This window comes from Nocardioides sp. WJ219 (assembly GCF_058559815.1).
Genome location: NZ_JBZUJV010000005.1, coordinates 235,572 through 257,766 on the forward strand (window position 1 = coordinate 235,572; position 22,195 = coordinate 257,766).

Annotated in this window: 22 protein-coding genes; 10 read left to right on the forward strand and 12 right to left on the reverse strand. The window is 72.1% G+C overall.

The window, feature by feature from the left end:
- Positions 1–9: 9 nt before the first annotated feature.
- A complete protein-coding gene (locus AC4MBH_RS14140) occupies positions 10–1,023 on the reverse strand; it encodes a GNAT family N-acetyltransferase (RefSeq protein WP_491795534.1) in 1,014 nt (337 codons plus the stop codon).
- 65 nt (positions 1,024–1,088) lie between these two features.
- Between AC4MBH_RS14140 and AC4MBH_RS14145 the strand changes: the two genes are divergently transcribed.
- Positions 1,089–1,592 carry an RNA polymerase sigma factor gene (locus AC4MBH_RS14145; RefSeq protein WP_491795535.1) on the forward strand — a complete coding sequence of 168 codons (504 nt, stop codon included), beginning with the start codon at positions 1,089–1,091 and terminating at the stop codon, positions 1,590–1,592.
- The gene (locus AC4MBH_RS14150) at positions 1,589–2,680 is read left to right on the forward strand and encodes a hypothetical protein (protein ID WP_491795536.1); all 1,092 of its coding nucleotides are present in this window, start codon (positions 1,589–1,591) and stop codon (positions 2,678–2,680) included. The genes AC4MBH_RS14145 and AC4MBH_RS14150 overlap by 4 nt, the downstream gene beginning before the upstream one ends.
- 121 nt (positions 2,681–2,801) lie before the next feature.
- On the opposite strand, the gene AC4MBH_RS14155 is transcribed toward AC4MBH_RS14150, so the two are convergent.
- The 10 genes from AC4MBH_RS14155 to AC4MBH_RS14200 form a co-directional block, all read right to left on the reverse strand.
- Positions 2,802–3,179: a metal-sulfur cluster assembly factor gene (locus AC4MBH_RS14155; protein ID WP_491795537.1), complete on the reverse strand. Its 378-nt coding sequence runs from the start codon at positions 3,177–3,179 to the stop codon at positions 2,802–2,804.
- Positions 3,172–3,627 (reverse strand): Fe-S cluster assembly sulfur transfer protein SufU, encoded by a 456-nt coding sequence (gene sufU / locus AC4MBH_RS14160; protein ID WP_491795538.1) that lies wholly within the window; start codon positions 3,625–3,627, stop codon positions 3,172–3,174. Before sufU ends, AC4MBH_RS14155 begins: the two co-directional genes overlap by 8 nt.
- Positions 3,624–4,913, reverse strand: a complete 1,290-nt coding sequence (locus AC4MBH_RS14165) for a cysteine desulfurase (protein WP_491795539.1) — start codon at positions 4,911–4,913, stop codon at positions 3,624–3,626. Before AC4MBH_RS14165 ends, sufU begins: the two co-directional genes overlap by 4 nt.
- Positions 4,914–4,915: 2 nt before the next feature.
- Positions 4,916–5,689, reverse strand: a complete 774-nt coding sequence (gene sufC, locus AC4MBH_RS14170; RefSeq protein ID WP_491795540.1) for a Fe-S cluster assembly ATPase SufC — start codon at positions 5,687–5,689, stop codon at positions 4,916–4,918.
- Complete coding sequence (locus tag AC4MBH_RS14175; RefSeq protein ID WP_491795541.1) at positions 5,686–6,021, reverse strand: non-heme iron oxygenase ferredoxin subunit; 336 nt, start codon at positions 6,019–6,021, stop codon at positions 5,686–5,688. The genes sufC and AC4MBH_RS14175 overlap by 4 nt, the downstream gene beginning before the upstream one ends.
- A gap of 1 nt (position 6,022) precedes the next feature.
- Positions 6,023–7,246 (reverse strand): Fe-S cluster assembly protein SufD, encoded by a 1,224-nt coding sequence (sufD, locus tag AC4MBH_RS14180; protein ID WP_491795542.1) that lies wholly within the window; start codon positions 7,244–7,246, stop codon positions 6,023–6,025.
- A gap of 58 nt (positions 7,247–7,304) precedes the next feature.
- Positions 7,305–8,723, reverse strand: coding sequence for a Fe-S cluster assembly protein SufB (sufB, locus tag AC4MBH_RS14185; protein ID WP_491795544.1), 1,419 nt, complete (start codon positions 8,721–8,723; stop codon positions 7,305–7,307).
- Positions 8,720–9,394, reverse strand: a complete 675-nt coding sequence (locus AC4MBH_RS14190; RefSeq protein WP_491795686.1) for a helix-turn-helix transcriptional regulator — start codon at positions 9,392–9,394, stop codon at positions 8,720–8,722. The genes sufB and AC4MBH_RS14190 overlap by 4 nt, the downstream gene beginning before the upstream one ends.
- Positions 9,395–9,529: 135 nt before the next feature.
- Positions 9,530–9,925, reverse strand: coding sequence for a hypothetical protein (locus AC4MBH_RS14195; RefSeq protein ID WP_491795545.1), 396 nt, complete (start codon positions 9,923–9,925; stop codon positions 9,530–9,532).
- Positions 9,918–10,283 carry a hypothetical protein gene (locus AC4MBH_RS14200; RefSeq protein ID WP_491795546.1) on the reverse strand — a complete coding sequence of 122 codons (366 nt, stop codon included), beginning with the start codon at positions 10,281–10,283 and terminating at the stop codon, positions 9,918–9,920. The genes AC4MBH_RS14195 and AC4MBH_RS14200 overlap by 8 nt, the downstream gene beginning before the upstream one ends.
- A 23-nt stretch (positions 10,284–10,306) precedes the next feature.
- On the opposite strand from AC4MBH_RS14200, the gene AC4MBH_RS14205 reads away from it, so the two are divergent.
- From AC4MBH_RS14205 to AC4MBH_RS14220, 4 genes are read left to right on the forward strand one after another with little or no spacing between them, the layout of a single operon-like run.
- Positions 10,307–11,236: an ABC transporter ATP-binding protein gene (locus AC4MBH_RS14205; protein ID WP_491795547.1), complete on the forward strand. Its 930-nt coding sequence runs from the start codon at positions 10,307–10,309 to the stop codon at positions 11,234–11,236.
- The gene (locus tag AC4MBH_RS14210; protein WP_491795548.1) at positions 11,233–12,009 is read left to right on the forward strand and encodes an ABC transporter permease; all 777 of its coding nucleotides are present in this window, start codon (positions 11,233–11,235) and stop codon (positions 12,007–12,009) included. Before AC4MBH_RS14205 ends, AC4MBH_RS14210 begins: the two co-directional genes overlap by 4 nt.
- 2 nt (positions 12,010–12,011) lie before the next feature.
- On the forward strand, positions 12,012–12,905 hold the full coding sequence (locus tag AC4MBH_RS14215; RefSeq protein ID WP_491795549.1) for a COX15/CtaA family protein: 894 nt from the start codon (positions 12,012–12,014) through the stop codon (positions 12,903–12,905).
- Positions 12,906–12,941: 36 nt separating this feature from the next.
- On the forward strand, positions 12,942–14,516 hold the full coding sequence (locus tag AC4MBH_RS14220; RefSeq protein ID WP_491795550.1) for a cation:proton antiporter domain-containing protein: 1,575 nt from the start codon (positions 12,942–12,944) through the stop codon (positions 14,514–14,516).
- Between the two features lie 100 nt (positions 14,517–14,616).
- Here the strand turns inward: AC4MBH_RS14220 and AC4MBH_RS14225 are convergent, their stop codons facing one another.
- Complete coding sequence (locus AC4MBH_RS14225; protein ID WP_491795551.1) at positions 14,617–15,564, reverse strand: heme o synthase; 948 nt, start codon at positions 15,562–15,564, stop codon at positions 14,617–14,619.
- A gap of 149 nt (positions 15,565–15,713) precedes the next feature.
- Between AC4MBH_RS14225 and tkt the strand changes: the two genes are divergently transcribed.
- Genes tkt through zwf form a run of 4 tightly spaced genes read left to right on the forward strand, consistent with a single transcriptional unit; the run spans position 15,714 to position 22,178 of the window.
- On the forward strand, positions 15,714–17,816 hold the full coding sequence (tkt, locus tag AC4MBH_RS14230) for a transketolase (protein WP_491795552.1): 2,103 nt from the start codon (positions 15,714–15,716) through the stop codon (positions 17,814–17,816).
- A 53-nt stretch (positions 17,817–17,869) separates the two neighbouring features.
- Positions 17,870–18,976 (forward strand): transaldolase, encoded by a 1,107-nt coding sequence (gene tal / locus AC4MBH_RS14235; RefSeq protein WP_491795553.1) that lies wholly within the window; start codon positions 17,870–17,872, stop codon positions 18,974–18,976.
- Complete coding sequence (gene pgi, locus AC4MBH_RS14240) at positions 18,973–20,640, forward strand: glucose-6-phosphate isomerase (RefSeq protein WP_491795554.1); 1,668 nt, start codon at positions 18,973–18,975, stop codon at positions 20,638–20,640. Before tal ends, pgi begins: the two co-directional genes overlap by 4 nt.
- The gene (gene zwf, locus AC4MBH_RS14245) at positions 20,637–22,178 is read left to right on the forward strand and encodes a glucose-6-phosphate dehydrogenase (RefSeq protein ID WP_491795555.1); all 1,542 of its coding nucleotides are present in this window, start codon (positions 20,637–20,639) and stop codon (positions 22,176–22,178) included. The genes pgi and zwf overlap by 4 nt, the downstream gene beginning before the upstream one ends.
- Positions 22,179–22,195 lie beyond the last annotated feature (17 nt).

Below are 22,195 nucleotides of genomic sequence, written 5' to 3' on the forward strand. Positions count from 1 at the left end.
CCGCCGAACCTAACCGGGCAGGGTCAGGGTCCAGTAGCCGCAGGGGTCACGCTCGACGTGCTCGCGCCCGTGGTCGTCGACCCACGACCACTCCTCGACGGGGTCGAGCCCCGTGCGCCGCCGCCAGCCGAGCCGTCGGCAGAGCGCCGCCGCCGGGTCGTCGTCGGCGACCGCGAGCCCGACCAGGGTCGCGCCCTGCTCGCGGGCCGTGCCGGCGGCGGCGCCGACCAGCGCCGTCCCGACACCGCGGCGCAGCGCGTGCTCGGCGACCCGGAGCGCGTCGGCCTCGGGGTGCTCGCCCAGCGTCGCGAGCACGTCGTCGAACCGCGACCGGCGGTGCAGCAGCACGTGGCCCACCACGTCGTCGCCGTCCCAGGCCAGCAGGTACGTCGCCTCCCCGGCGCGCTGCCGGGCCCACCGGGCGTGGTGGTGGCCGTGGCCGGAGGTGGGCAGCGCGCGCTCGGCGGCGTCGGCCTCGGCGTCCCCCGCGCAGCGCCGGACCTCGACGGCGAGGTGGTCACGCTCGAGCGAGCGGTGGTGCCAGACGGTCTGCCAGTGCCACTCGGGCCGGCTCTCGCGCCAGGTCTCCGACCACCCCAGCGCCCGGTAGAACGCCAGCGCCTCCGGCTGGTGGTCACCGACGTCGAGCAGCAGGTCGGTCAGCCCGCGACGACGGGCCGAGTCCTCCAGCGCGGTCATCAGCCGCCGGCCGACCCCCCGCCGGCGCACGGCGGGGTGCACGCGGAGCCGGATCACCCGCCCCAGGCGCGGGCGGCCGTGCACCGGACGCAGACCGCCCACGCCGACCAGGTGCCCGTCGTCGAGCGCGACGAGCAGCTCACCGCCGGCACCGAGCACCGTCGTGACCGGGTCGACCAGGTCGGGCGGCCCGGTCGGCGGCACCCGCCGCGGCCGCAGCGGCACGGGCACGCTCGCGTCCTCGGTGATGCCGGAGTCGGGCAGGTGCGCCAGCGCCCACAGCGCCGGCAGGTCGTCCGGCTCGAACCCGCGGACCTCGATCATCGGGTGATGCTAGTCAGGTGATCCCCCGCGACGCGAGGGAACCGGCTGCGATCCTGGCGCGTGTCATGGATGTGAGCCGAGACCAGGACGACCAGGTCGCCGAGCTCTACCAGCGCGCCGCCGGGCGGCTGATCGGCCTGCTCACCGTGATGGGCGGCTCCGCGAGCGACGCCGAGGAAGTCGCCCAGGACGCGTTCGTCCGCCTCCTCGAGCACTGGCAGCGAGTGCGCACCTACGACGACCCCGAGGCGTGGCTCCGCACGGTCGCGGTTCGCCTGCTCATCTCACGACACCGGCGCCACACGGTCGCGCGGCTGGGCCTGCCCCGACTGGCCGCCCGCTCGACCACCGAGGTCGCCGGTCCCGATGGTGACCGGCTCGACCTCGACGACGCGCTGGCCGCACTTCCGGTCGGCCACCGCGCGGTCCTCCTGCTCCACCACGTCGACGACCTGCCGGTCGGCGAGGTCGCCGACCTGCTCGGCGTCCCCGTCGGGACCGTCAAGTCGCGCCTGTCCCGAGCGCGCGCCGCCCTCGTCCCCCGGCTCACCGAAGGAAGCACGCCATGACCGACCCGACCGACCCGCTCGTCCGCCTGTTGGGCGATCGCGTGGAGCACGCGACGCCCGACTCCGTCCCCGGTTGGGACCGGGTGCTGGCACGCCGTCGCCGCCGTCGGACGCACCGCGGCGCCCTGGTCGCCGGGATCGCGGCGGCGCTGGTCGTCGCCGGCTCGACGTTCGGAGTGCTCGCCCAACGCTCCGACCCCGACCCAGGTCGGGTGGCCACCGACGCCTCGACGGCACCGGCCGAGAGTTCCCGGCCCAGCTCCGCGCCGCCGTCCCCGGCCACCCCGGTCGAGCCTGGCGCGCAACCGCCCGAGCCCGTGCTGCTGATCAGGGACGCCGAGATCCCGGTGCCGGTCACGTCGACCTGCTGGCAGCACGGCACAGCAGGTTTCTGCTCGGACGGGGTCGCGACCCCGCCCTACACCGACGCGGGCCGACAGGCGGTCGTGCCCTTCGGCTTTCCGCTCAAGGGCTGGTCGTTCACCGCGTCCGCGCAACCGCTCCCCGCTGATGGCGAGCCGGGGGTGTGCTCGCGCTTCCTGGACGTGCCGGTGGTGCGCACCGGGCCGCTCACCCACGAGGCACGCCCATCCGGTCCGGCGGGTCGCTACCTCGTCCACCTCCAGGGGCAGGGCCCACAGGGCAGCGTGTCCGCGTCGTTCGCGTGGACCACCACCATCGAGGGCGTGTTCCCCGAGCCGACCGGCTACGTGAGCGTGCTGAGCGACAGCGGCGACGAGCTGACCAGCTACGGCGTCGAGGTGGGCCTCGTCGACCTCGACCGCTCCTACCCCGGCGCCACGGCGAGGGTGACCGTGACTGCCGCGGACGGCGCCAGTGCGACGTATGGCCCGTTCGGGCAGGACGACCCGTGCGGCGACGGGCGCGTGTACATCGCCTCGCCCGAGGACGCGGCGCCGGGCGCGGCCACCCTCGGACCGGGTCCGTTCCGCTACCGCGTGGAGGTCGACCTCGGCGGCACGACGTACGTCGGCACGGCAGCATGGCCACGCGACGAGCGCCGCGACATGGCGCCGAACACCGACCTGGCCTTCGACCCCCCGCTGCCGGCGTACACCGGCGGCTGAGGGTCAGGAGTCCCCGGTCGTCCGCTGCGGCAAGAGGGCTCGAGCCGCCCGTCGCGGCCTCACAGGCTCCCTCGACGTCTTCGCGTCGGACCCTCGCACGCTGCGCTCGCGAGGCTCCGGCTCAGACGTTGAAGCCCAGCGCCCGCAGCTGCTCGCGGCCGTCGTCGGTGATCTTGTCGGGACCCCACGGCGGCATCCAGACCCAGTTGATCGCGACGTCGTTGACCAGGCCCTCGAGCGCGGCGTTGGTCTGGTCCTGGATGACGTCGGTCAGCGGGCAGGCCGCCGAGGTGAGCGTCATGTCGATGACCAGGTTGGACGACTCGTCGAGGTGGAGGTCGTAGACCAGGCCGAGGTCGACGACGTTGATGCCGAGCTCGGGGTCGACGACGTCCTTCATCGCCTCGGTGACGTCGTCCGTGGTGACGGTGGCGGTGCCGCCGCCGGTGGCGAGGCCGGAGGCCTCGGGGACGTCGGGCAGGTCGGAGTGGTCAGCCATTGGGGGCCTCCAGGGTTCGGGCGGTGGCGTCTTTCCACGCCATCCAGGACAGGAGGGCGCACTTCACGCGCGCCGGGAACTTCGCGACACCGGCGAAGGCGATGCCGTCCTCGAGGACGTCCTCGTCGGGCTCGACCTTGCCCTTGCCCTGCATCAGGGTCAGGAACGTCTCGTGGATCGACATGGCCTCGGCGACCGGCTTGCCGATCACCAGGTCGGCCATCACCGAGGCGGAGGCCTGCGAGATCGAGCACCCCACGGCGTCGTAGGACACGTCGGCCACGGTGCCGTCGGCGACGTGGACGCGCAGCGTCACCTCGTCGCCGCAGGTCGGGTTCACGTGGTGCACCTCGGCCTCGAACGGGTCGCGGAGCCCTGCGTGGTGGGGGTTCTTGTAGTGGTCCAGGATGATCTCCTGGTAGAGGCTGTCGAGCTCGGCCGACGTCATCGCGCCCCCTCCAGCCCGAAGTAGGACCGGCTGTACTCCAGCGCCTCGACCAGGGCGTCGATCTCGCCCGGCGTCGTGTAGAGGTACGACGACATCCGCGTCGAGCTCTGCACGCCGAAGCGGGCGTGCGCCGGCTTGGCGCAGTGGTGGCCGGCCCGGACGGCGATGCCGCGCGAGTCGAGCACCTGGGCCACGTCGTGGGGGTGCACGCCGTCGATCTCGAACGACACCGCTCCCCCGCGCTCGGCGGCGTCGAGGGGGCCCAGCACCTTCAGGCCGGGCACGGTGGCCAGCCCGTCGAGGGCGTAGGCGGTGATCGCGTGCTCGTGGTCGCGGACGGCGTCCAGCCCCAGGTGGCCGAGGTAGTCGACGGCCGCGCCGAGGCCGACGGCCTCGACGATGGGCGGCGTGCCGGCCTCGAACTTGTGCGGGATCGGGGCGTACGTCGAGCGGTCCATGCGGACGGTCTCGATCATCTCGCCGCCGCCGAGGAACGGCGGGAGCTCGTCGAGCAGGCCCGACCGGCCCCACAGCACGCCGATCCCGGTGGGCCCCACGACCTTGTGGCCGGTGAACACGACGACGTCGGGGCGCTCCTCGACCGGCATGGTCGCCAGGTCGATCGGCAGCTGGGGAGCCGCCTGCGAGGCGTCGACGACCACGATCGCGCCGACCTCGTGGGCGCGGCGGGTCAGCTCGGCGACCGGGTTGATGGTGCCGAGCATGTTGGAGACCCAGGTGAACGCGACGACCTTGGTGCGCTCGGTGAGCAGCTCGTCGATGTTCGACAGGTCGAGCCGGCCGTCGTCGGTCAGCCCGAACCACCGCAGCGTCGCGCCGGTGCGCTCGGTGAGCATCTGCCAGGGCACGATGTTGGAGTGGTGCTCCATCTCGGTGATGAGGACCTCGTCGCCCTCACCGACCTGGCGCGGGCCCTTCCAGGCCAGCGTGTTGGCCACCAGGTTGAGCGCCTCGGAGGCGTTCTTGGTGAAGATCACCTCGTCGCGGCTCGGGGCCCCGAGGAACGTCGCCACCTTGTCGCGGGCCGCCTCGAACGCCTCGGTCGACTCGGCACCGAGCTGGTGCATCGCGCGGGCGATGTTGGCGTTGTGGCGCTCGAGGTGGTCGACCATCGCGTCGATCACGCACTGCGGCTTCTGGGAGGTGTTGGCGCTGTCGAGGTAGACCAGCTGCTGCCCGTTGCCGAGCACGCGCTCGAGGATGGGGAAGTCCTTGCGGACGACCTCCAGCTCGGGGAGCAGACCCGTGAGAGCAGTCGTGGTCATGCTCAGGCCGTCGCCGCGGCGGTCTTGGACAGGAAGCGCTCGTAGCCGTTGGCCTCCAGCTCGTCGGCCAGCTCGGGACCGCCGGACTCGGCGACCTTGCCGTCGACGAACACGTGCACCCGGTCGGGCTGGATGTAGCGCAGGATCCGCGTGTAGTGCGTGATCAGCAGGACACCCTTGCCCTCGCCGGCGCGGAAGCGGTTGACGCCCTCGGAGACGACCTTGAGCGCGTCGATGTCGAGGCCGGAGTCGGTCTCGTCGAGGATCGCGACCTTGGGGTCGAGCACCTCGAGCTGCGCGATCTCGTGCCGCTTCTTCTCACCACCGGAGAAGCCCTCGTTGACCGAGCGCTGGGAGAACGTCTTGGGGTCGAGGTCGAGCGCCTCGAGGGCGGCGTTGACGTCCTTGACCCAGGTACGCAGCTTGGGGGCCTCGCCGTCGATGGCGGTCTTGGCGGTGCGCAGGAAGTTCGACACCGAGACGCCGGGCACCTCGACGGGGTACTGCATCGCCAGGAAGAGCCCGGCGCGAGCCCGCTCGTCGACCGACATCGCCAGCAGGTCCTGGCCATCGAGGGTCACCGTGCCGCCGGTGATCTCGTACTTCGGGTGGCCGGCGACGGAGTAGGCCAACGTGGACTTGCCGGAGCCGTTGGGACCCATGATCGCGTGGGTCTCGCCGTCGTTGATGGTCAGCGTGACGCCCTTGAGGATCTCCTTGGGGCCGTCCTCGGTGCTGACCGAGACGTGCAGGTCGTTGATCTCGAGGGTGCTCATGCGGGTGTGACTCCATTCAGGGTGGTGGCGGTGTCGACGTAGACGCCGTCGTCGCGGACCTCGATCGGGAAGGTCGCGACAGGTTCGGTGGCGGGCAGGCCGGTCGGCTTGCCCGTGCGGAGGTCGAAGCGGGAGCCGTGCAGCCAGCACTCGACGGCACAGTCGGCGACCTCGCCCTCGCTGAGCGCGACCGCGGCGTGGCTGCAGAGGTCCTGGAGCGCGAAGAACTCGTCGCCGTCGCGGGCGATCGCGACGTCGACGTCGCCGATCGACACGCCCAGGGCCTCGTCGGCCGGGACGTCGGTGGGGGCGCAGGCCAGCAGGAACGCCATCTCAGACGAGGTCCTCGACGGGCACGGCGAGCGAACCGAGGTCCGAGACGTCGCGCAGCACGTTCTTGGTGAGCTCGGCCTCGACGGTGGCGGTGAGCCGCTCCTCGATCGAGGGCACCCCGACCTTGCGGATGAGGTCGTGGAAGAAGCCGTGCAGCACCAGGCGCCGGGCCTCGTGGTCGGCGATCCCGCGCGAGCGGAGGTAGAACAGCTGCTCGTCGTCGAAGCGCGCGGTGGCCGAGGCGTGCCCGGCGCCGGCGATCTCGCCGGTCTCGATCTCCAGGTTGGGCACCGAGTCGGCGTGGCAGCCGTCGGTGAGCACGAGGTTGCGGTTCTCCTCGTAGGTCTCGATGCCCTCGGCGACCTTGCGGATCAGCACGTTGCCGATCCACACGGTGCGCGCGCCCGGGCCCTGCAGCGCACCCTTGTAGAGCACGTTGCTCTTGGTGCGCGGCTGGTTGTGGTCGGCGAACAGCCGGTGCTCGAGGTGCTGGCCCTCGTCGGCGAAGTACAGGCCGAGCAGCTCGGCCTCGCCGCCGGGACCGGCGTACTCGACGTTGGCGTGCATGCGCACCAGGTCGCCGCCGAAGCTCACCGAGGTGTGCCGCACCGAGGCGTCGCGGCCGACCAGGATGGCGTCGCGGCCGAGGTGGACGGCGTCGTCGTCCCAGTCCTGCAGGGAGACGACGTTGACCTGGGCGCCGTCACCGACGAGCACCGAGGTGATCGCGGAGTAGCGCGCCGAGCCGGTGTGGACCAGCACGACCGTGGCCTTGGAGAACCGACCGAACCGGAGCACCAGCCGGCCCCACACGAGGTCGTCGACCGACTCACCGTGCAGGCGCAGCACGATCGGCTCGTCGAGCTCGGTGTCGGCCGGGACGTCGACCAGGGTCGCGCCGGCCGCGAGCTCGGCGGCCAGCGCCGAGGGCCGGTCGTTGGGGGCGAGCTCGCCGAGCGTGAGCGCGTCGGCGGGTCCGACGGTGGTGACCGCCACCCCCTCGGGCACCGAGGTGTCCCAGGCCAGGGTCGCGGCGGAGGCCTCGCCGTCGAGGATGCCGCGCAGCCTCTTGAGCGGGGTGAACCGCCACACCTCCTCGCGCCCGGTGGGCGCGGGGTGGTCGGCCAGGTCGTACGACGGGGGCGGGTTCAGGTGGGAGACCACCTGGTGCCCCACCTCGAGGCCGGCCTCGAGGTTGTCGCGGGAAGCGTCGGTCAACGTCACGTGTCAGTTCTCTCTACGGTCGGTGGTGCTGGTGGTGCGGGGGTGGAGCGTGGGCGGGTCAGCCCACGGCCCCCTCCATCTGCAGCTCGATCAGGCGGTTGAGCTCGAGGGCGTACTCCATCGGGAGCTCCTTGGCGATCGGCTCGACGAAGCCGCGCACGATCATCGCCATCGCCTCGTCCTCCTCCATGCCGCGCGACATGAGGTAGAAGAGCTGGTCGTCGCTGACCTTGGAGACGCTCGCCTCGTGCCCCATCGACACGTCGTCCTCGCGGATGTCGACGTACGGGTAGGTGTCGCTGCGGCTGATCTGGTCGACCAGCAGCGCGTCGCAGAGCACGTTGGACTTCGAGCCGTAGGCGCCCTCGTTGACCTGGATCAGGCCGCGGTAGGAGGTGCGCCCGCCGCCGCGGGCGACCGACTTGGAGAGGATCGAGGACGACGTGTGCGGGGCGGCGTGCACCATCTTGGCGCCGGCGTCCTGGTGCTGGCCCTCGCCGGCGAACGCGATCGAGAGGGTCTCGCCCTTGGCGTGCTCGCCCATCAGGTAGACGGCGGGGTACTTCATCGTCACCTTGGAGCCGATGTTGCCGTCGACCCACTCCATGGTCGCGCCGGCCTCGCACACCGCGCGCTTGGTGACGAGGTTGTAGACGTTGTTCGACCAGTTCTGGATGGTCGTGTAGCGGCAGCGGCCGCCCTTCTTGACGATGATCTCGACGACCGCGGAGTGCAGCGAGTCGGAGGAGTAGATCGGCGCCGTGCAGCCCTCGACGTAGTGCACGTAGGCGTCCTCGTCGACGATGATCAGGGTGCGCTCGAACTGGCCCATGTTCTCGGTGTTGATCCGGAAGTAGGCCTGCAGCGGGATGTCGACGTGGACGCCCTTGGGCACGTAGATGAACGAGCCACCGGACCACACCGAGGTGTTGAGCGCGGCGAACTTGTTGTCGCCGACCGGGATCACCGTGCCGAAGTACTCCTGGAACAGCTCGGGCTGCTCCTTCAGGGCGGTGTCGGTGTCGAGGAACAGCACGCCCTGGGCCTCGAGGTCCTCGCGGATCGAGTGGTAGACGACCTCCGACTCGTACTGCGCGGCCACGCCGGAGACGAGGCGCTGCTTCTCGGCCTCGGGGATGCCGAGCTTGTCGTAGGTGTTCTTGATCTCCTCGGGCAGGTCGTCCCAGGTGGCGGCCTGCTTCTCCGAGGAGCGCACGAAGTACTTGATGTTGTCGAAGTCGATGCCACCGAGGTCGGAGCCCCAGGTCGGCATGGGCTTGCGGTGGAAGAGCTTCAGGCCCTTCAGGCGCAGGTCGAGCATCCACTGCGGCTCGCTCTTGAGCGCCGAGATGTTGCGGACGACGTCCTCGCTGAGGCCGCGCTGCGCGGTGGCGCCGGCGACGTCGCTGTCGGCCCAGCCGAACTCGTAGCGGCCGATGCCCTTGAGCTCGGGGTTGAGGTCCTCGATGGAGGTCATGAGGTGACCGTCTCCTTCGTCGTCGGTGTGCGTTGCACGTCGGGGATGCAGGTGGTGCAGACCCCGTCGCCGTGGGCGATCGTGGCGAGGCGCTGCACGTGTCGGCCGAGGACCCGGCCGATGGCGGCCGTCTCCTCCTCGCACAGCTGGGGGAACTCGTGGGCCACGTGGGAGACCGGGCAGTGCTGCTGGCACAGCTGCTCCCCCACGGGCAGGTCGCGGACCGTGGCGGCGTAGCCCTCCTCGGAGAAGACCCGGGCCAGCACCTCCGCCGGTCGCAGGTCGGGGTGGGCGGCGGCGATCACGCCGAACTTCTCCTCCACGAACCCCGCGCGCCGCTTGGCGAACTCGCGGACCGCGGTGTCGCCACCGGTCTCGGCGAGGAAGCGGAGCGCGGCGGCCGCCAGGTCGTCGTACTGCTGGTCGAAGCCGTCGCGGCCGGTCTCGGTGAGCGCGAACACCTTGGCGGGGCGACCGCGTCCGCGGGTGCCGCCGGGCCGCGGCTCGCGCGCCTCGACGTGCCCGTCGTCGAGCAGCTGGTCGAGGTGGCGGCGTACGGCGGCGGCGGTGAGGTCGAGCCGCTCCGCGAGCGCCGCGGCCGTGGAGGGTCCGTTGACCAGGATCGAGCGCGCGACGCGCTGCCGCGTCGTCTCGTCGGTCCCCGTCACGATTTCCACAACACCAGTGTGCCGATATTGATTCCGTTCCTTCAAGCAAGGTCGCCCTAAGTGACCTGGGCCGCACGCCGGGGTACCTCGACCTCTGGTCGACCTCCAAGACGCGTCTCAGGTCGACCAGGAGTCGAGCTATCCCCCGCTGGGGCGGGTGGCCCGGAGCCAGGCCAGCCCGAGGAACGGCAGCACGAGCGGCAGGAACAGGTAGCCCTGGCCGAAGTGCGACCAGACCGTCTTGTCGGGGAACAGGTCGTCGGCGACGTAGGACAGCGCCCCGACGGTGAGGACGCCGACCAGCTCGACCGAGCAGGCGAGGGCGGCGACGGTCCAGGCGCGGCGGCCGCCGAGCAGCAGGCAGGTCGTGGCGACGAGGTAGATGACGGCGGCGACCAGCGAGAGCGTGTAGGCCAGCGGCGCGCGGTCGGCGTCGGTGCCGAGCTGCACCAGCGAGCGGCCGGTGGCGGCGACGGCGAAGACGCCGTAGACGAAGACCAGGACGCGGCCGGGGCCGGAGGAGAGGTCACGCACCGGTGCCGCTCCAGATCGTGCCGAGCCGCAGCTGCAGGGCCGCGACGGTCACCACGGCGACCAGCAGGACGCCGGTGCCGGCGCGGGTGCGCTCGGCCAGCGACCAGAACACCCCGATCGGCAGCGCCAGCGCCACCCCGACCAGGTAGCTGACGAACAGCACGCCCTCGACGTCGCGCTCGGTGCGGCCCAGGGCCACGCAGCCGACGACCAGCTGGACCAGCAGGACCAGCTCGATGGCGGCGAGGAGCCCGAAGGTGCGGTCCTGCGGAGCCTCGTCGCGGACCATCGAGACGACGAGCACGACCACGGCCGCGAGGCTGAGCACGATCACCGCACCCGCCAGCCAGTCGCTCACGTCGAGAACCCTAAACTCAGGTTGTGTCCGACCAACCAGCCGTCCTCGTCGACGGCCTGGTCATGGCCTACGGCGACAAGGTCGCGGTCGACGGCCTGACGCTCGACGTGGCGCCGCACACGATCACCGCCGTGCTCGGTCCCAACGGCGCCGGCAAGACGACGACGCTGGAGACCTGCGAGGGCTACCGCCGTCCCCAGCGCGGGTCGGTGCGGGTGCTGGGCCTCGACCCGGTGCGCGACCGGCGGCAGCTGCTCCCCCGGATCGGGGTGATGCTGCAGAGCGGCGGCGCCTGGAGCGGTGTCCGCGCCGACGAGATGCTGCGCCACGTCGCCCGGCTGCACGCCCACCCGGTCGACGTGGACCTGCTCGGCGAGCGGCTCGGGCTCGGCGACTGCGGGCGTACGCCGTACCGGCGTCTGTCCGGCGGGCAGCAGCAGCGCCTCGGACTCGCGATGGCCGTCGTCGGCCGCCCCGAGCTGGTCTTCGTCGACGAGCCCACCGCCGGGCTCGACCCCGCCGTGCGCCGCGACGTGTGGACGCTGCTCGAGGAGCTGCGCACCGACGGCGTGACCGTGGTCCTCACCACCCACTACATGGACGAGGCCGAGCGCCTCGCCGACCGGGTGCACATCCTCGACCGCGGTACCCTGGTCGCCTCGGGCAGCCCGCTCGAGCTCACCCGCGGCGGGTCGGTCGCCACGATCCGCCTCGTCGTCACCGAGCCGTTCCCGGCCGGCGCGCCCGAGTCGCTCGCCCGCAGCCTCGGCCCGGCCACGGAGGTCCGCCAGCTCGACGCCGTCAGCATGCTCGTCTCCGGCCCCGCCGACGCCTCCACCCTGGCCACGGTCTCGCGGTGGTGCGAGGACCACGGCGTGCTCCCGGAGTCGCTGACCCTCGGCCAGCGCAACCTGGAGGACGTCTTCCTCGACCTCACCCGGGGGCCCGCATGAGCACCGGCAGCACCGGCAGCACCGGCACGTTCACCCCGGCCCCGGGCGCCGCGCCGGTGGCCCGCCAGGTGCTCGCCCAGGCCTCGATGGAGGCCCGGCTGATGCTGCGCAACGGCGAGCAGCTGCTGCTCGCCGTCGTCATCCCCGTCATCGTGCTGGTCGCGGGCGTGCGGGGCGCCGAGCGCATCGACCTGTCCTACGGCGTCGACGACCTCGCCCCCGGCGTGCTCGCGCTGGCGGTGCTGTCCACGTCGTTCACCGCGCTGGCGATCGCCACCGGGTTCGAGCGGCGCTACGGCGTGATCAAGCGCCTCGGCACCTCCCCCCTGTCGCGCACCGCGCTGCTCGGCGGGAAGGTGCTGGCCCTGCTGGTCGTCGAGCTGGTCCAGGTGGTCGTCATCGTCGCCGTCGCGCTGGCGCTGGGCTGGGAACCGTCGGCCTCGGTCGTCGGCGTCGTGCTCTCGGTGGTGCTCGGCACCGCCGCCTTCGCCGCCCTCGGCCTGCTGCTCGCCGGCTCGCTGCGCGCCGAGGCCACGCTCGCCGCCGCCAACCTGGTCTACCTGCTGCTGATGGCCGGGGGCGCGGTCGTGCTGCCGGCCACGGCGTACGGCTCCTTCGGCGACGTCGTCACCTGGCTGCCCTCGGGCGCCCTCGGCGAGGCCATGCGTACGTCGCTCGGCGACGCCGGCATCCCGGTGCGCGACCTGCTCGTGCTGGCGGGGTGGGCCGTGCTCGGTGCCGTCGCGACGGCCAAGACGTTCAAGTGGGAGTGACCATGATCGACCTGGCGCGCTTCGTGCGCCCCCTCGGCTGGGCCAGCCTCGTCGCCAACATCGGCATCGTCGTCACCGGCGGGGCCGTCCGGCTGACCGGTTCGGGCCTGGGCTGCCCCACCTGGCCACGGTGCACCGACCAGTCCTTCCGGCCGCACGGCGAGCTCGGCCTGCACGGCGCCATCGAGTTCGGCAACCGGATGCTGACCTTCGTGCTGGTCGCGGTCGCGGTGGCGACGTTCGTCGCGGCCTGGCAGACCCGGCGCCGCGACCTGCGCGTGCACGCGCTCGTGCTCGCGCTCGGCGTCCCTGCACAAGCGGTGATCGGCGGGATCACCGTGCTCACCGACCTCAACTCCTGGCTGGTCTCGCTGCACCTGCTGCTGTCGATGGCCATGATCGGCGTCGCGGTCCTGTTCCTGTGGCGCCTCGACCGCCCCGAGGCGGTGTGGGTGCGCGGCCGGCTCCCGGCCCTGGCCTGGGTCACCTTCGCCGCGGCGTGGGCCGTGCTCTACCTCGGCACCGTGGTCACCGGCGCCGGGCCCCACGCCGGCGACGCGAAGACCGAGCGCAACGGGCTCGACCCGGTGCAGGCCAGCCAGCTGCACGCCGACTCCGTCTTCCTCTTCGTGGGCCTCACGATCGGCCTGCTGCTGGCCACCCGGTCGGCCCGCCGGGCGGTCGTCGTCCTGCTGGCGGTCGAGCTGGGTCAGGGTGCGATCGGGTTCGTGCAGTACTTCACCGACCTGCCCGAGCTGCTGGTCGGCTTCCACCTCCTCGGCGCGGCCCTCACCTCGGCCGCGGTCACCTGGGCGGTGCTCGACACCGTGCTCGTGCCCGCCCACCGCCTGTGGGCTCACGACCTGCCCGAGGACGAGAAGGCGTTGGTCGACTAGCCTCCGGTCCCGTCAGGACCCGAGCCGGAGGACACGATGGACGACACCACCGCGATCCTGGTCGCCGCACTGGTCGGCGGCATGGCCGCCGGGCTGGTCCGACTGCCGCCCCTGCTCGGTTTCCTGGCCGGAGGGTTCGTGCTCGCGGCCCTGGGGGTCGAGCCCGTGCCGGCGCTGGGCACCGTGGCCGACCTCGGCGTCACCGTGCTCCTGTTCGGCGTCGGGCTCAAGATCGACCTGCGCTCGCTGGTCAAGCGCGAGGTGTGGCTGACGGCCACCGTGCACCTGGCCGGCGCGACCGTCGCTGCGGCGATGCTCCTGGGGCTGCTCGCGCTCCTGGGCGTCACCCTCGCCGCCGACGGCGGGCTCGAGACCTGGCTGTTGATCGGCTTCGCGCTGTCGTTCTCCAGCACGGTCTACGTCGTCAAGGTCCTCGAGGAGCGGGGCGCGACGCGCTCGCTCAGCGGGCGGATCGCGATCGGCATCCTGGTGCTGCAGGACCTCGCCGCCGTGCTGTTCCTGGCGATCGTCGAGGGCAAGGTGCCCAGCCCGTGGGCGGCGCTCCTGCTGCTGCTGATCCCCGCGGCGCCGCTGCTGCGACGGCTGCTCGACTCGCTGGGCCACGACGAGCTGCTGCCGCTGTTCGGGGTGGTGATCGCGCTGGTCCCCGGTTACGCGCTCTTCGACGCCGTCAACGTCAAGGGCGACCTCGGCGCACTGCTCCTCGGTGTCCTGCTGGCCGGCCAGCCGCGTGCCGCCGAGCTGGCCAAGAGCCTGTTCACCGTCAAGGACCTGCTGCTCGTCGGGTTCTTCATCTCCATCGGCCTGGCCGGGCTGCCGACGCCGTCGGAGCTGCTGATCGCCGCCGCGCTGCTCCTGCTGCTGCCGCTGCAGGCCCTGGGCTTCGTGGTGCTGTTCCGGCTCGCACGGTTGCGGCGGCGTACGGCGGTGTTGACGGGCACCGCACTGACCAACTACTCCGAGTTCGGGCTGATCGTGGTGGTCGCGGCGCCGTCCAGCCTGCTCGACCCCAGCTGGACGACGGTGCTCGGCACGGCCGTGGCCGGCAGCTTCGTGCTGGCCTCCCTGGCCTCGCAGCAGCCCGAGCGGCTGACCCGGGCCCTGACCCGGTGGCTGCCCGACCCGCCGGTGGAGCGGCTGCACGCCGACGACCGCCCCCTCGACGTCGGCGACGCCCAGGCGGTCGTGCTGGGCATGGGCCGGGTCGGCCACGCGGCGTACGTGCGGCTCTCCGGTGAGTACGGCCTGCGCGTCATCGGCCTGGAGACCTCCCGCGACCGGGTCGAGCAGCTGCGCGCCGCCGGCGCCGCGGTCGTGGAGAGCGACGCCACCGACCCGGAGCTGTGGACCGAGCTCGAGATGCACCACGTCGGGCTGGTGCTCCTCTGCATGCCCCTGCACCGCAACAACCTGGCCACCCTCGAGCGCCTGCGCGGCCAGCGGTTCACCGGCAGCGTCGCGGTGGTCACCCAGTTCGACGACGACCTCGCCGAGGCCCGGGCCGCGGGCGCCGACAGCGGCCTGCAGATCTACGAGGGCGCCGGCGCCGAGCTGGCCGACCGCGCCGTCGTCGAGGCCGGTCTTGCCTGAACCCACGCTGACCCGTCGCAACGATGCGACGGGTCACCGTCGATCCTGCGCTGACCCGTCGCAACGATGCGACGGGTCACCTCACCGGGCGGCGGGTGGGTCAGAAGAGGAGGGGGTCGAGGGCGACGGCGACGAACAGCAGCGAGAGGTAGAGGTTGCTGTGGTGGAAGAGCCGCATCGGCTGGATCAGGCTGAGGTCCTCGGTGCCGCGGGCGCGGGCCCACATCCGGTGGGCCTGGAGCAGGAAGACCGCGCCGAGGGCGGCGGCCACGACGGGGTAGACGAACCCGGTGCCGGCGACCGGCCACAGCAGCAGGGAGGTCGCGACCATCACCCAGCTGTAGAGCACGATCTGGCGGCCCACCTCGGCCGCGGGGCGGACGACGGGCAGCATCGGCACGTCGACGTTGGCGTAGTCCTCGCGGTAGCGCAGGGCGAGCGCCCAGGTGTGCGGCGGCGTCCAGAAGAACACGACGGCGAACAGCACCACCGGCACCCACGACAGCTCGCCGGTCACGGCGGTCCAGCCGATCAGGGCCGGGAAGCAGCCGGCGAGGCCGCCCCAGACGATGTTCTGCGTGGTGCGTCGCTTGAGCACCATCGTGTAGCCGAACACGTAGAACGCGTTGGCGCCGACCGACAGCGCGGCCGACAGCGGGTTGACCCAGATCCAGAGCACGACCGTGGAGATCACCGCCAGGGCGGTCGCGAAGACCAGGGCCGCGCGGGGGGTGACGACGTGGCGCGGCAGGGCGCGGCGCCGGGTGCGGCGCATCTGCTCGTCGATGTCGCGGTCGTAGACGCAGTTGTACGCCGACGCCGACCCGGCCGACAGCGCACCACCGACGACGGTGGCGACGACCAGGCCCAGCGCCGGCACGCCGCGCTCGGCGAAGAACATCACCGGGACGGTGGTCAGCAGCAGCAGCTCGATCACGCGCGGCTTGGTGAGGCCGACGTACGCCGCGAGGACGTCGCGCAGGCTCGCGCCACCGGGCTCGGGGCCGGGTGACTGCACCGCGGGTCGGGACTGGCCGACGTAGGTCACGGACGTCCTCGGTGGATAGGCGGCGGACGGGGCACCGGCGGTAGTCCATCCCCGACTGTGCCCTGTGAGTCTAACGCCCGACGTGAGTAGGCTCGTCATTGCCCGTGGAGCGCAACGACAGCGCGTTCCCCAGCCGCCCAAGGAGACTAGTGAGCCACACCCCCGCCCTCGACTGGACCGACCTCGACGCGAAGGCGGTCGACACCGCCCGGGTCTTGTCGATGGACGCCGTGCAGAAGGTCGGCAACGGCCACCCCGGCACGGCGATGAGCCTCGCGCCGGTCGCCTACCTGCTTTTCCAGAAGGTGATGAGGCACGACCCGGCCAACCCGGAGTGGGTCGGCCGCGACCGGTTCGTGCTCTCGTGCGGCCACAGCTCCATCACGCTCTACACCCAGCTCTTCCTCGGCGGCTTCGGCCTCGAGCTCGAGGACCTCAAGGCGCTGCGCACCTGGGGCAGCAAGACCCCCGGTCACCCCGAGCTCGGGCACACCGCCGGCGTCGAGGTCACCACCGGGCCGCTCGGCCAGGGCGTCGCCAACGCCATCGGCATGGCGATGTCGGGCCGCCGCATCCACGGCATGCTCGACCCCGGTGCCGCCGAGGGCGAGAGCCTGTTCGACCACCAGGTCTACGCGCTCTGCTCCGACGGCGACCTGCAGGAGGGCGTCAGCGCCGAGGCCTCCTCGATCGCCGGCACCCAGCAGCTCGGCAACCTCACCCTCATCTACGACCGCAACCGGATCTCGATCGAGGGCAACACCGACATCGCCTTCACCGAGGACGTCGCCGCCCGCTACGAGGCCTACGGCTGGCACGTCCAGACCGTCGACTGGACCAACGGCGGCACCGACTACACCGAGGACGTCCCGGCCCTGCACGACGCGATCACCGCGGCCCGCGAGGTCACCGACCAGCCGTCGCTGATCGTCCTCGACACCGTCATCGCCTGGCCGGCCCCCAACGCCCGGGGCACCCACGCCGCCCACGGCAGCGCGCTGGGCAAGGAGGAGGTCGCGGCCACCAAGGAGGTCCTGGGCTGGGACCCCGAGACGACGTTCGAGGTGCCGCCCGAGGTGCTCGCCCACACGCGCGCTCTCAAGGAGCGCGGCGCGGCCTGGACCGCCGCCTGGGACGAGCAGCACGCCGCCTGGTCGGCCGCCAACCCCGACGCCGCCGCGCTCCTGGACCGCGTGAAGTCGCGCAGCCTGCCCGACGACCTGGTCGCGGCGCTGCCCACCTTCGAGGCCGACGCCAAGGGCGTCGCCACCCGGTCGGCCTCGGGCAAGGTCATCAACGCCCTCGCCGCGGTGATGCCGGAGCTGTGGGGCGGCTCGGCCGACCTCGCCGGCTCCAACAACACCACGATCAGCGCCGCGAAGTCGTTCGTGCCCGAGAGCCGCGGCACCGAGGACTGGGAGGCCGACCCCTACCAGGGTCGCGTGCTCCACTTCGGCATCCGCGAGCACGGCATGGGCGCGATCATGAACGGCATCGCAGCCGACCGGCTCACCCGCGTCTTCGGCGGCACCTTCCTCACGTTCTCCGACTACATGCGCGGCGCCGTGCGGGTGGCCGCCCTCAGCGGTCTCCCCGTCACCTACGTCTGGACCCACGACTCGATCGGTCTGGGCGAGGACGGTCCGACCCACCAGCCGATCGAGCACCTCGCCGCGCTGCGCGCGATGCCGGGGCTCGACGTCGTCCGGCCCGCCGACGCCAACGAGACCGCGGCGGCCTGGGCCGCCGTGCTCGGGCACACCGACCGCCCGGCCGCCCTGGCCCTCACCCGCCAGAACGTGCCGGTCTTCCCGCGCGGCGAGGACGGCTTCGCCGGCACCGAGGGCGTGGCCCGCGGCGCCTACACGTTGATCGAGGCCGACGGTGGCGTCCCGGACGTGATCCTGATGGGCACCGGCTCGGAGGTGCAGGTCGCCGTCGCCGCCCGCGCGCTGCTCGCCGCCGACGGCATCAAGGCCCGCGTGGTCTCGATGCCCTGCTTCGAGTGGTTCGAGGACCAGGACGAGGCCTACCGCGAGACGGTGCTGCCGTCCACGGTGAAGGCCCGCGTCTCGGTCGAGGCCGGCGTCAAGCAGGGCTGGCGCGACTACGTCGGCGACCACGGCCGCATCGTCTCCATCGACACCTACGGCGCCTCGGCCGACTACCAGCGCATCTACGAGGAGTACGGCATCACCGACCGGGCAGTGGCCGACGCCGCCCGCGACAGCCTGCGCACCGTCACCGGCTGACGCCGGACCGACCCGCGCGGCACCCCCGTCACTACCCCCAGGAGGAACAGCACATGACCGATCGACTCAAGGCCCTGTCCGACGCCGGCGTCAGCATCTGGCTCGACGACCTGTCGCGCGAGCGCATCGAGAGCGGCAACCTCGCCGAGATGGTGAAGGACCGGCACGTCGTCGGGGTCACCACCAACCCGACCATCTTCGCCTCGGCCATCGCCAACGGCGAGCGCTACGACGACCAGGTGCGGAAGCTCGTCGCCGACGGCCGCCCCGTCGACGAGGTGATCTTCGAGCTCACCACCGAGGACGTCCGCAACGCCTGCGACGTGCTCGCGCCCGTCGCCGACTCCAGCGGCACCGACGGCCGGGTCTCGATCGAGGTCGAGCCCGACCTGGCCAACGACACCGAGGGCACCATCGGCTCGGCCAAGGCGCTGTGGGCGGCCGTCGACCGGTCCAACGTGCTGATCAAGATCCCCGCCACCAAGGAGGGCCTGCCGGCCATCACCGCCGTCATCGCCGAGGGGATCAGCGTCAACGTCACCCTCATCTTCGGCACCGAGCGCTACCGCGAGGTGATGGACGCCTACCTCACCGGCCTCGAGCAGGCCCGCGACGCCGGCGTCGACCTGAGCACGATCCAGTCGGTCGCGTCGTTCTTCGTCTCGCGCATCGACACCGAGATCGACAAGCGCCTCGACGCCGTCGGCTCGGAGGAGGCCACCGCCCTCAAGGGCAAGGCCGCCGTCGCCAACGCCCGGCTGGCCTACGCCGCCTACCAGGAGGTCGTCGCCAGCGACCGGTGGAAGGCGCTCGCCGACGCCGGTGCCCACGCCCAGCGTCCGCTCTGGGCCTCGACCGGGGTCAAGAACCCCGACTACTCCGACACCCTCTACGTCACCGACCTGGTGGTCGCCGACACGGTCAACACGATGCCGGAGAAGACCCTCGAGGCCTTCGCCGACCACGGTGAGCTCCAGGGCGACGCCGTCACGGGTCGCGCCGAGGAGGCCCAGGCCGTCTTCGACCAGCTCGAGGCCGTCGGCGTCGACTTCCTCGACGTGCTCCAGACCGTCGAGCACGAGGGCGTCGACAAGTTCAAGAAGTCGTGGACCGAGCTCGTCGAGACCGTCCAGGGTCAGATGGAGAAGGCTGCTCAGTGACGACGGCGCCCGTGGACTGCACGTCCACCGCTGCCTGGCAGCGGCTGCGGGAGCTCGCCGACGGGTTCGCCCCTGACCTGCGGTCGTGGTTCGCCGCCGACCCGGGGCGGGCCGACCGGCTGACCCTCGACGCCGCCGACCTCCACGTCGACCTGTCCAAGGGCCTGGTCGACGACGAGGTCCTCGCGGCGCTGCTGGCGCTCGCCGAGGAGGTCGGGCTGGCCGGACGCCGGGACGCGATGCTGCGCGGTGACCGCGTCAACGTCACCGAGGACCGCGCCGTCCTGCACACTGCGCTGCGGCTGCCGGACGACGCCGACCTGCCTCTCGACGGGCACGACGTCGTCCCCGATGTCCACGACGTGCTGCGTCGGGTCTACGCCTTCGCCGAGCAGGTCCGCAGCGGGGAGTGGACGGGTGTCACGGGCGAGCGCATCCGCACGGTCGTCAACATCGGCATCGGCGGGTCCGACCTCGGTCCGGTGATGGCCTACGAGGCGCTGCGGCCCTACCACCACCCCGAGCTCGAGTGCCGCTTCATCAGCAACATCGACCCCACCGATGCGGCCACGAAGCTCGAGGGGCTCGACCCGGCGACCACGCTGTTCATCGTCTCGAGCAAGACCTTCGGGACGCTCGAGACGCTCACCAACGCCCGGCTGTGCCGGGCCTGGCTGCTCGACGGGCTCGGCGACGCCGACTCCGAGGAGGCGGTGCGCCGGCACTTCGTGGCCGTCTCCACGGCCCTCGACAAGGTCGCCGACTTCGGGATCGACCCCGACAACGCGTTCGGCTTCTGGGACTGGGTCGGCGGCCGCTACAGCCTCGACTCCGCGATCGGGACGTCGCTGGTGGTGGCCATCGGGCCCGAGCGCTTCGCCGAGCTGCTCGCCGGGATGCACGCGGTCGACGAGCACTTCCGCACCGCCGACCTCGCCGCCAACGTGCCGGTCCTGATGGGCCTGCTCAACGTCTGGTACGTCGACTTCCTCGATGCCCACACCCACGCGGTGCTGCCCTACTCCCAGCTGCTCCACCGGTTCCCGGCCTACCTGCAGCAGCTGACGATGGAGTCCAACGGCAAGGGCGTGCGCTGGGACGGCACCCCGGTCACCGCCGGTACCGGCGAGGTGTTCTGGGGCGAGCCCGGCACCAACGGCCAGCACGCGTTCTACCAGCTCATCCACCAGGGCACCCGGATCGTGCCGGCCGACTTCATCGCCTTCGCCAACCCGGCGTACCCGTTGGTCGACCGCGACGCCGGCGACACCGACGTCCACGAGCTGTTCCTGGCCAACTTCTTCGCCCAGACCCGCGCGCTCGCCTTCGGCAAGACCGCCGAGGAGGTGCGGGCGGAAGGCACCGAGGACGACGCGCTCGTCGCGGCCCGGACCTTCACCGGCAACCGGCCGACGGCCTCGATCATGGCGCCCGAGCTGACCCCGGCGGTGCTGGGGCAGCTGGTCGCGCTCTACGAGCACATCACGTTCACCCAGGGCGTCGTGTGGGGCATCGACAGCTTCGACCAGTGGGGCGTCGAGCTCGGCAAGCAGCTCGCCCAGCAGCTCGGCCCGGTCGTCGCCGGTGACGAGGCGGCCGCCGCCGAGCAGGACCCGTCGACGCGGGCCCTGGTCGCCTACTACCGGGAGCACCGACGCCGATGACGACGCGCGCCAACCCTCTCCGCGATCCCCAGGACCGACGGCTCCCCCGCATCGCCGGGCCCTGCGGGCTGGTGCTGTTCGGGGTCACCGGCGACCTGTCGCGCAAGAAGATCATGCCGGCGATCTACGACCTCGCCAACCGTGGGCTGCTGCCGCCCGGTTTCAGCCTGGTCGGGTTCGCCCGCCGGGACTGGGCCGACCAGGACTTCGCACAGATCGTCCACGACTCGGTCAAGTCCTACGCCCGCACCGAGTTCCGCGAGGAGGTCTGGAACCAGCTCGCCGAGGGCTTCCGGTTCGTGCCGGGGGCCTTCGACGACGACGAGGCCTTCGACCGGCTCCGCCGGACGGTCGAGGAGCTCGACGAGGTGCGCGGCACCGGCGGCAACCACGCGTTCTACCTCGCCATCCCGCCCGGCGCCTTCGGCACCGTCGCCCAGCAGCTGCGCCGGCACGGACTCGCCGAGGCCGAGCGGGGACCCGACGGCAGCACGCCGTGGCGGCGGGTGGTCATCGAGAAGCCGTTCGGCCACGACCTCGCCTCCGCGCGCCTGCTCAACGACCAGCTCGACGCGGTGTTCGCCCCGTCGACCATCTTCCGCATCGACCACTACCTCGGCAAGGAGACGGTGCAGAACGTGCTGGCGACGCGGTTCGCCAACACCATGTTCGAGCCGCTCTGGAACAACAACTACGTCGACCACGTGCAGATCACGATGGCCGAGGACGTCGGCATCGGCGGCCGGGCCGGCTACTACGACGGCATCGGCGCCGCACGCGACGTCATCCAGAACCACCTGCTCCAGCTGATGGCGCTGGTGGCCATGGAGGAGCCGACGTCCTTCGACGCCGAGGCGCTGCGGCTGGAGAAGCAGAAGCTGCTCGCCTCGGTGAGCCTGCCGACCCGCCTCGACCAGGCCACCGCCCGCGGGCAGTACGCCGCCGGCTGGGCCGGTGGCACCAAGGTCGGCGGCTTCCACGACGAGGACGGCATCGCCCCCGACTCGCGCACCGAGACCTACGCCGCGATCACCCTGCACGTCGACAACCGCCGCTGGGCCGGCGTCCCGTTCTACCTGCGCACCGGCAAGCGGCTCGGGCGCCGGGTCACCGAGGTCGCGGTGGTCTTCAAGCGTGCCCCCCACCAGCCGTTCACCGCCACGTCGGTCGAGGACCTCACCCAGAACGCCCTGGTGATCCGGGTCCAGCCCGACGAGGGCATGACGTTGCGGTTCGGAGCCAAGGTGCCCGGCACCCAGATGGAGATCCGCGACGTCAACATGGACTTCGCCTACGGCGGCACCTTCACCGAGTCCTCGCCCGAGGCCTACGAGCGGCTGATCCTCGACGTCCTCCTCGGCGACCCGCCGCTGTTCCCGCGCCACCAGGAGGTCGAGCTGTCCTGGCAGATCCTCGACCCCGTCCTGGCGCGGTGGGAGGCCAAGGGTGCCCCCGAGGCCTACGCACCCGGCACGTGGGGGCCCGCGTCGGCCGACGCGATGCTGGCCCGCGACGGACGCGTCTGGCGCCGCCCGTGAGGCCGACCGTGACCGTG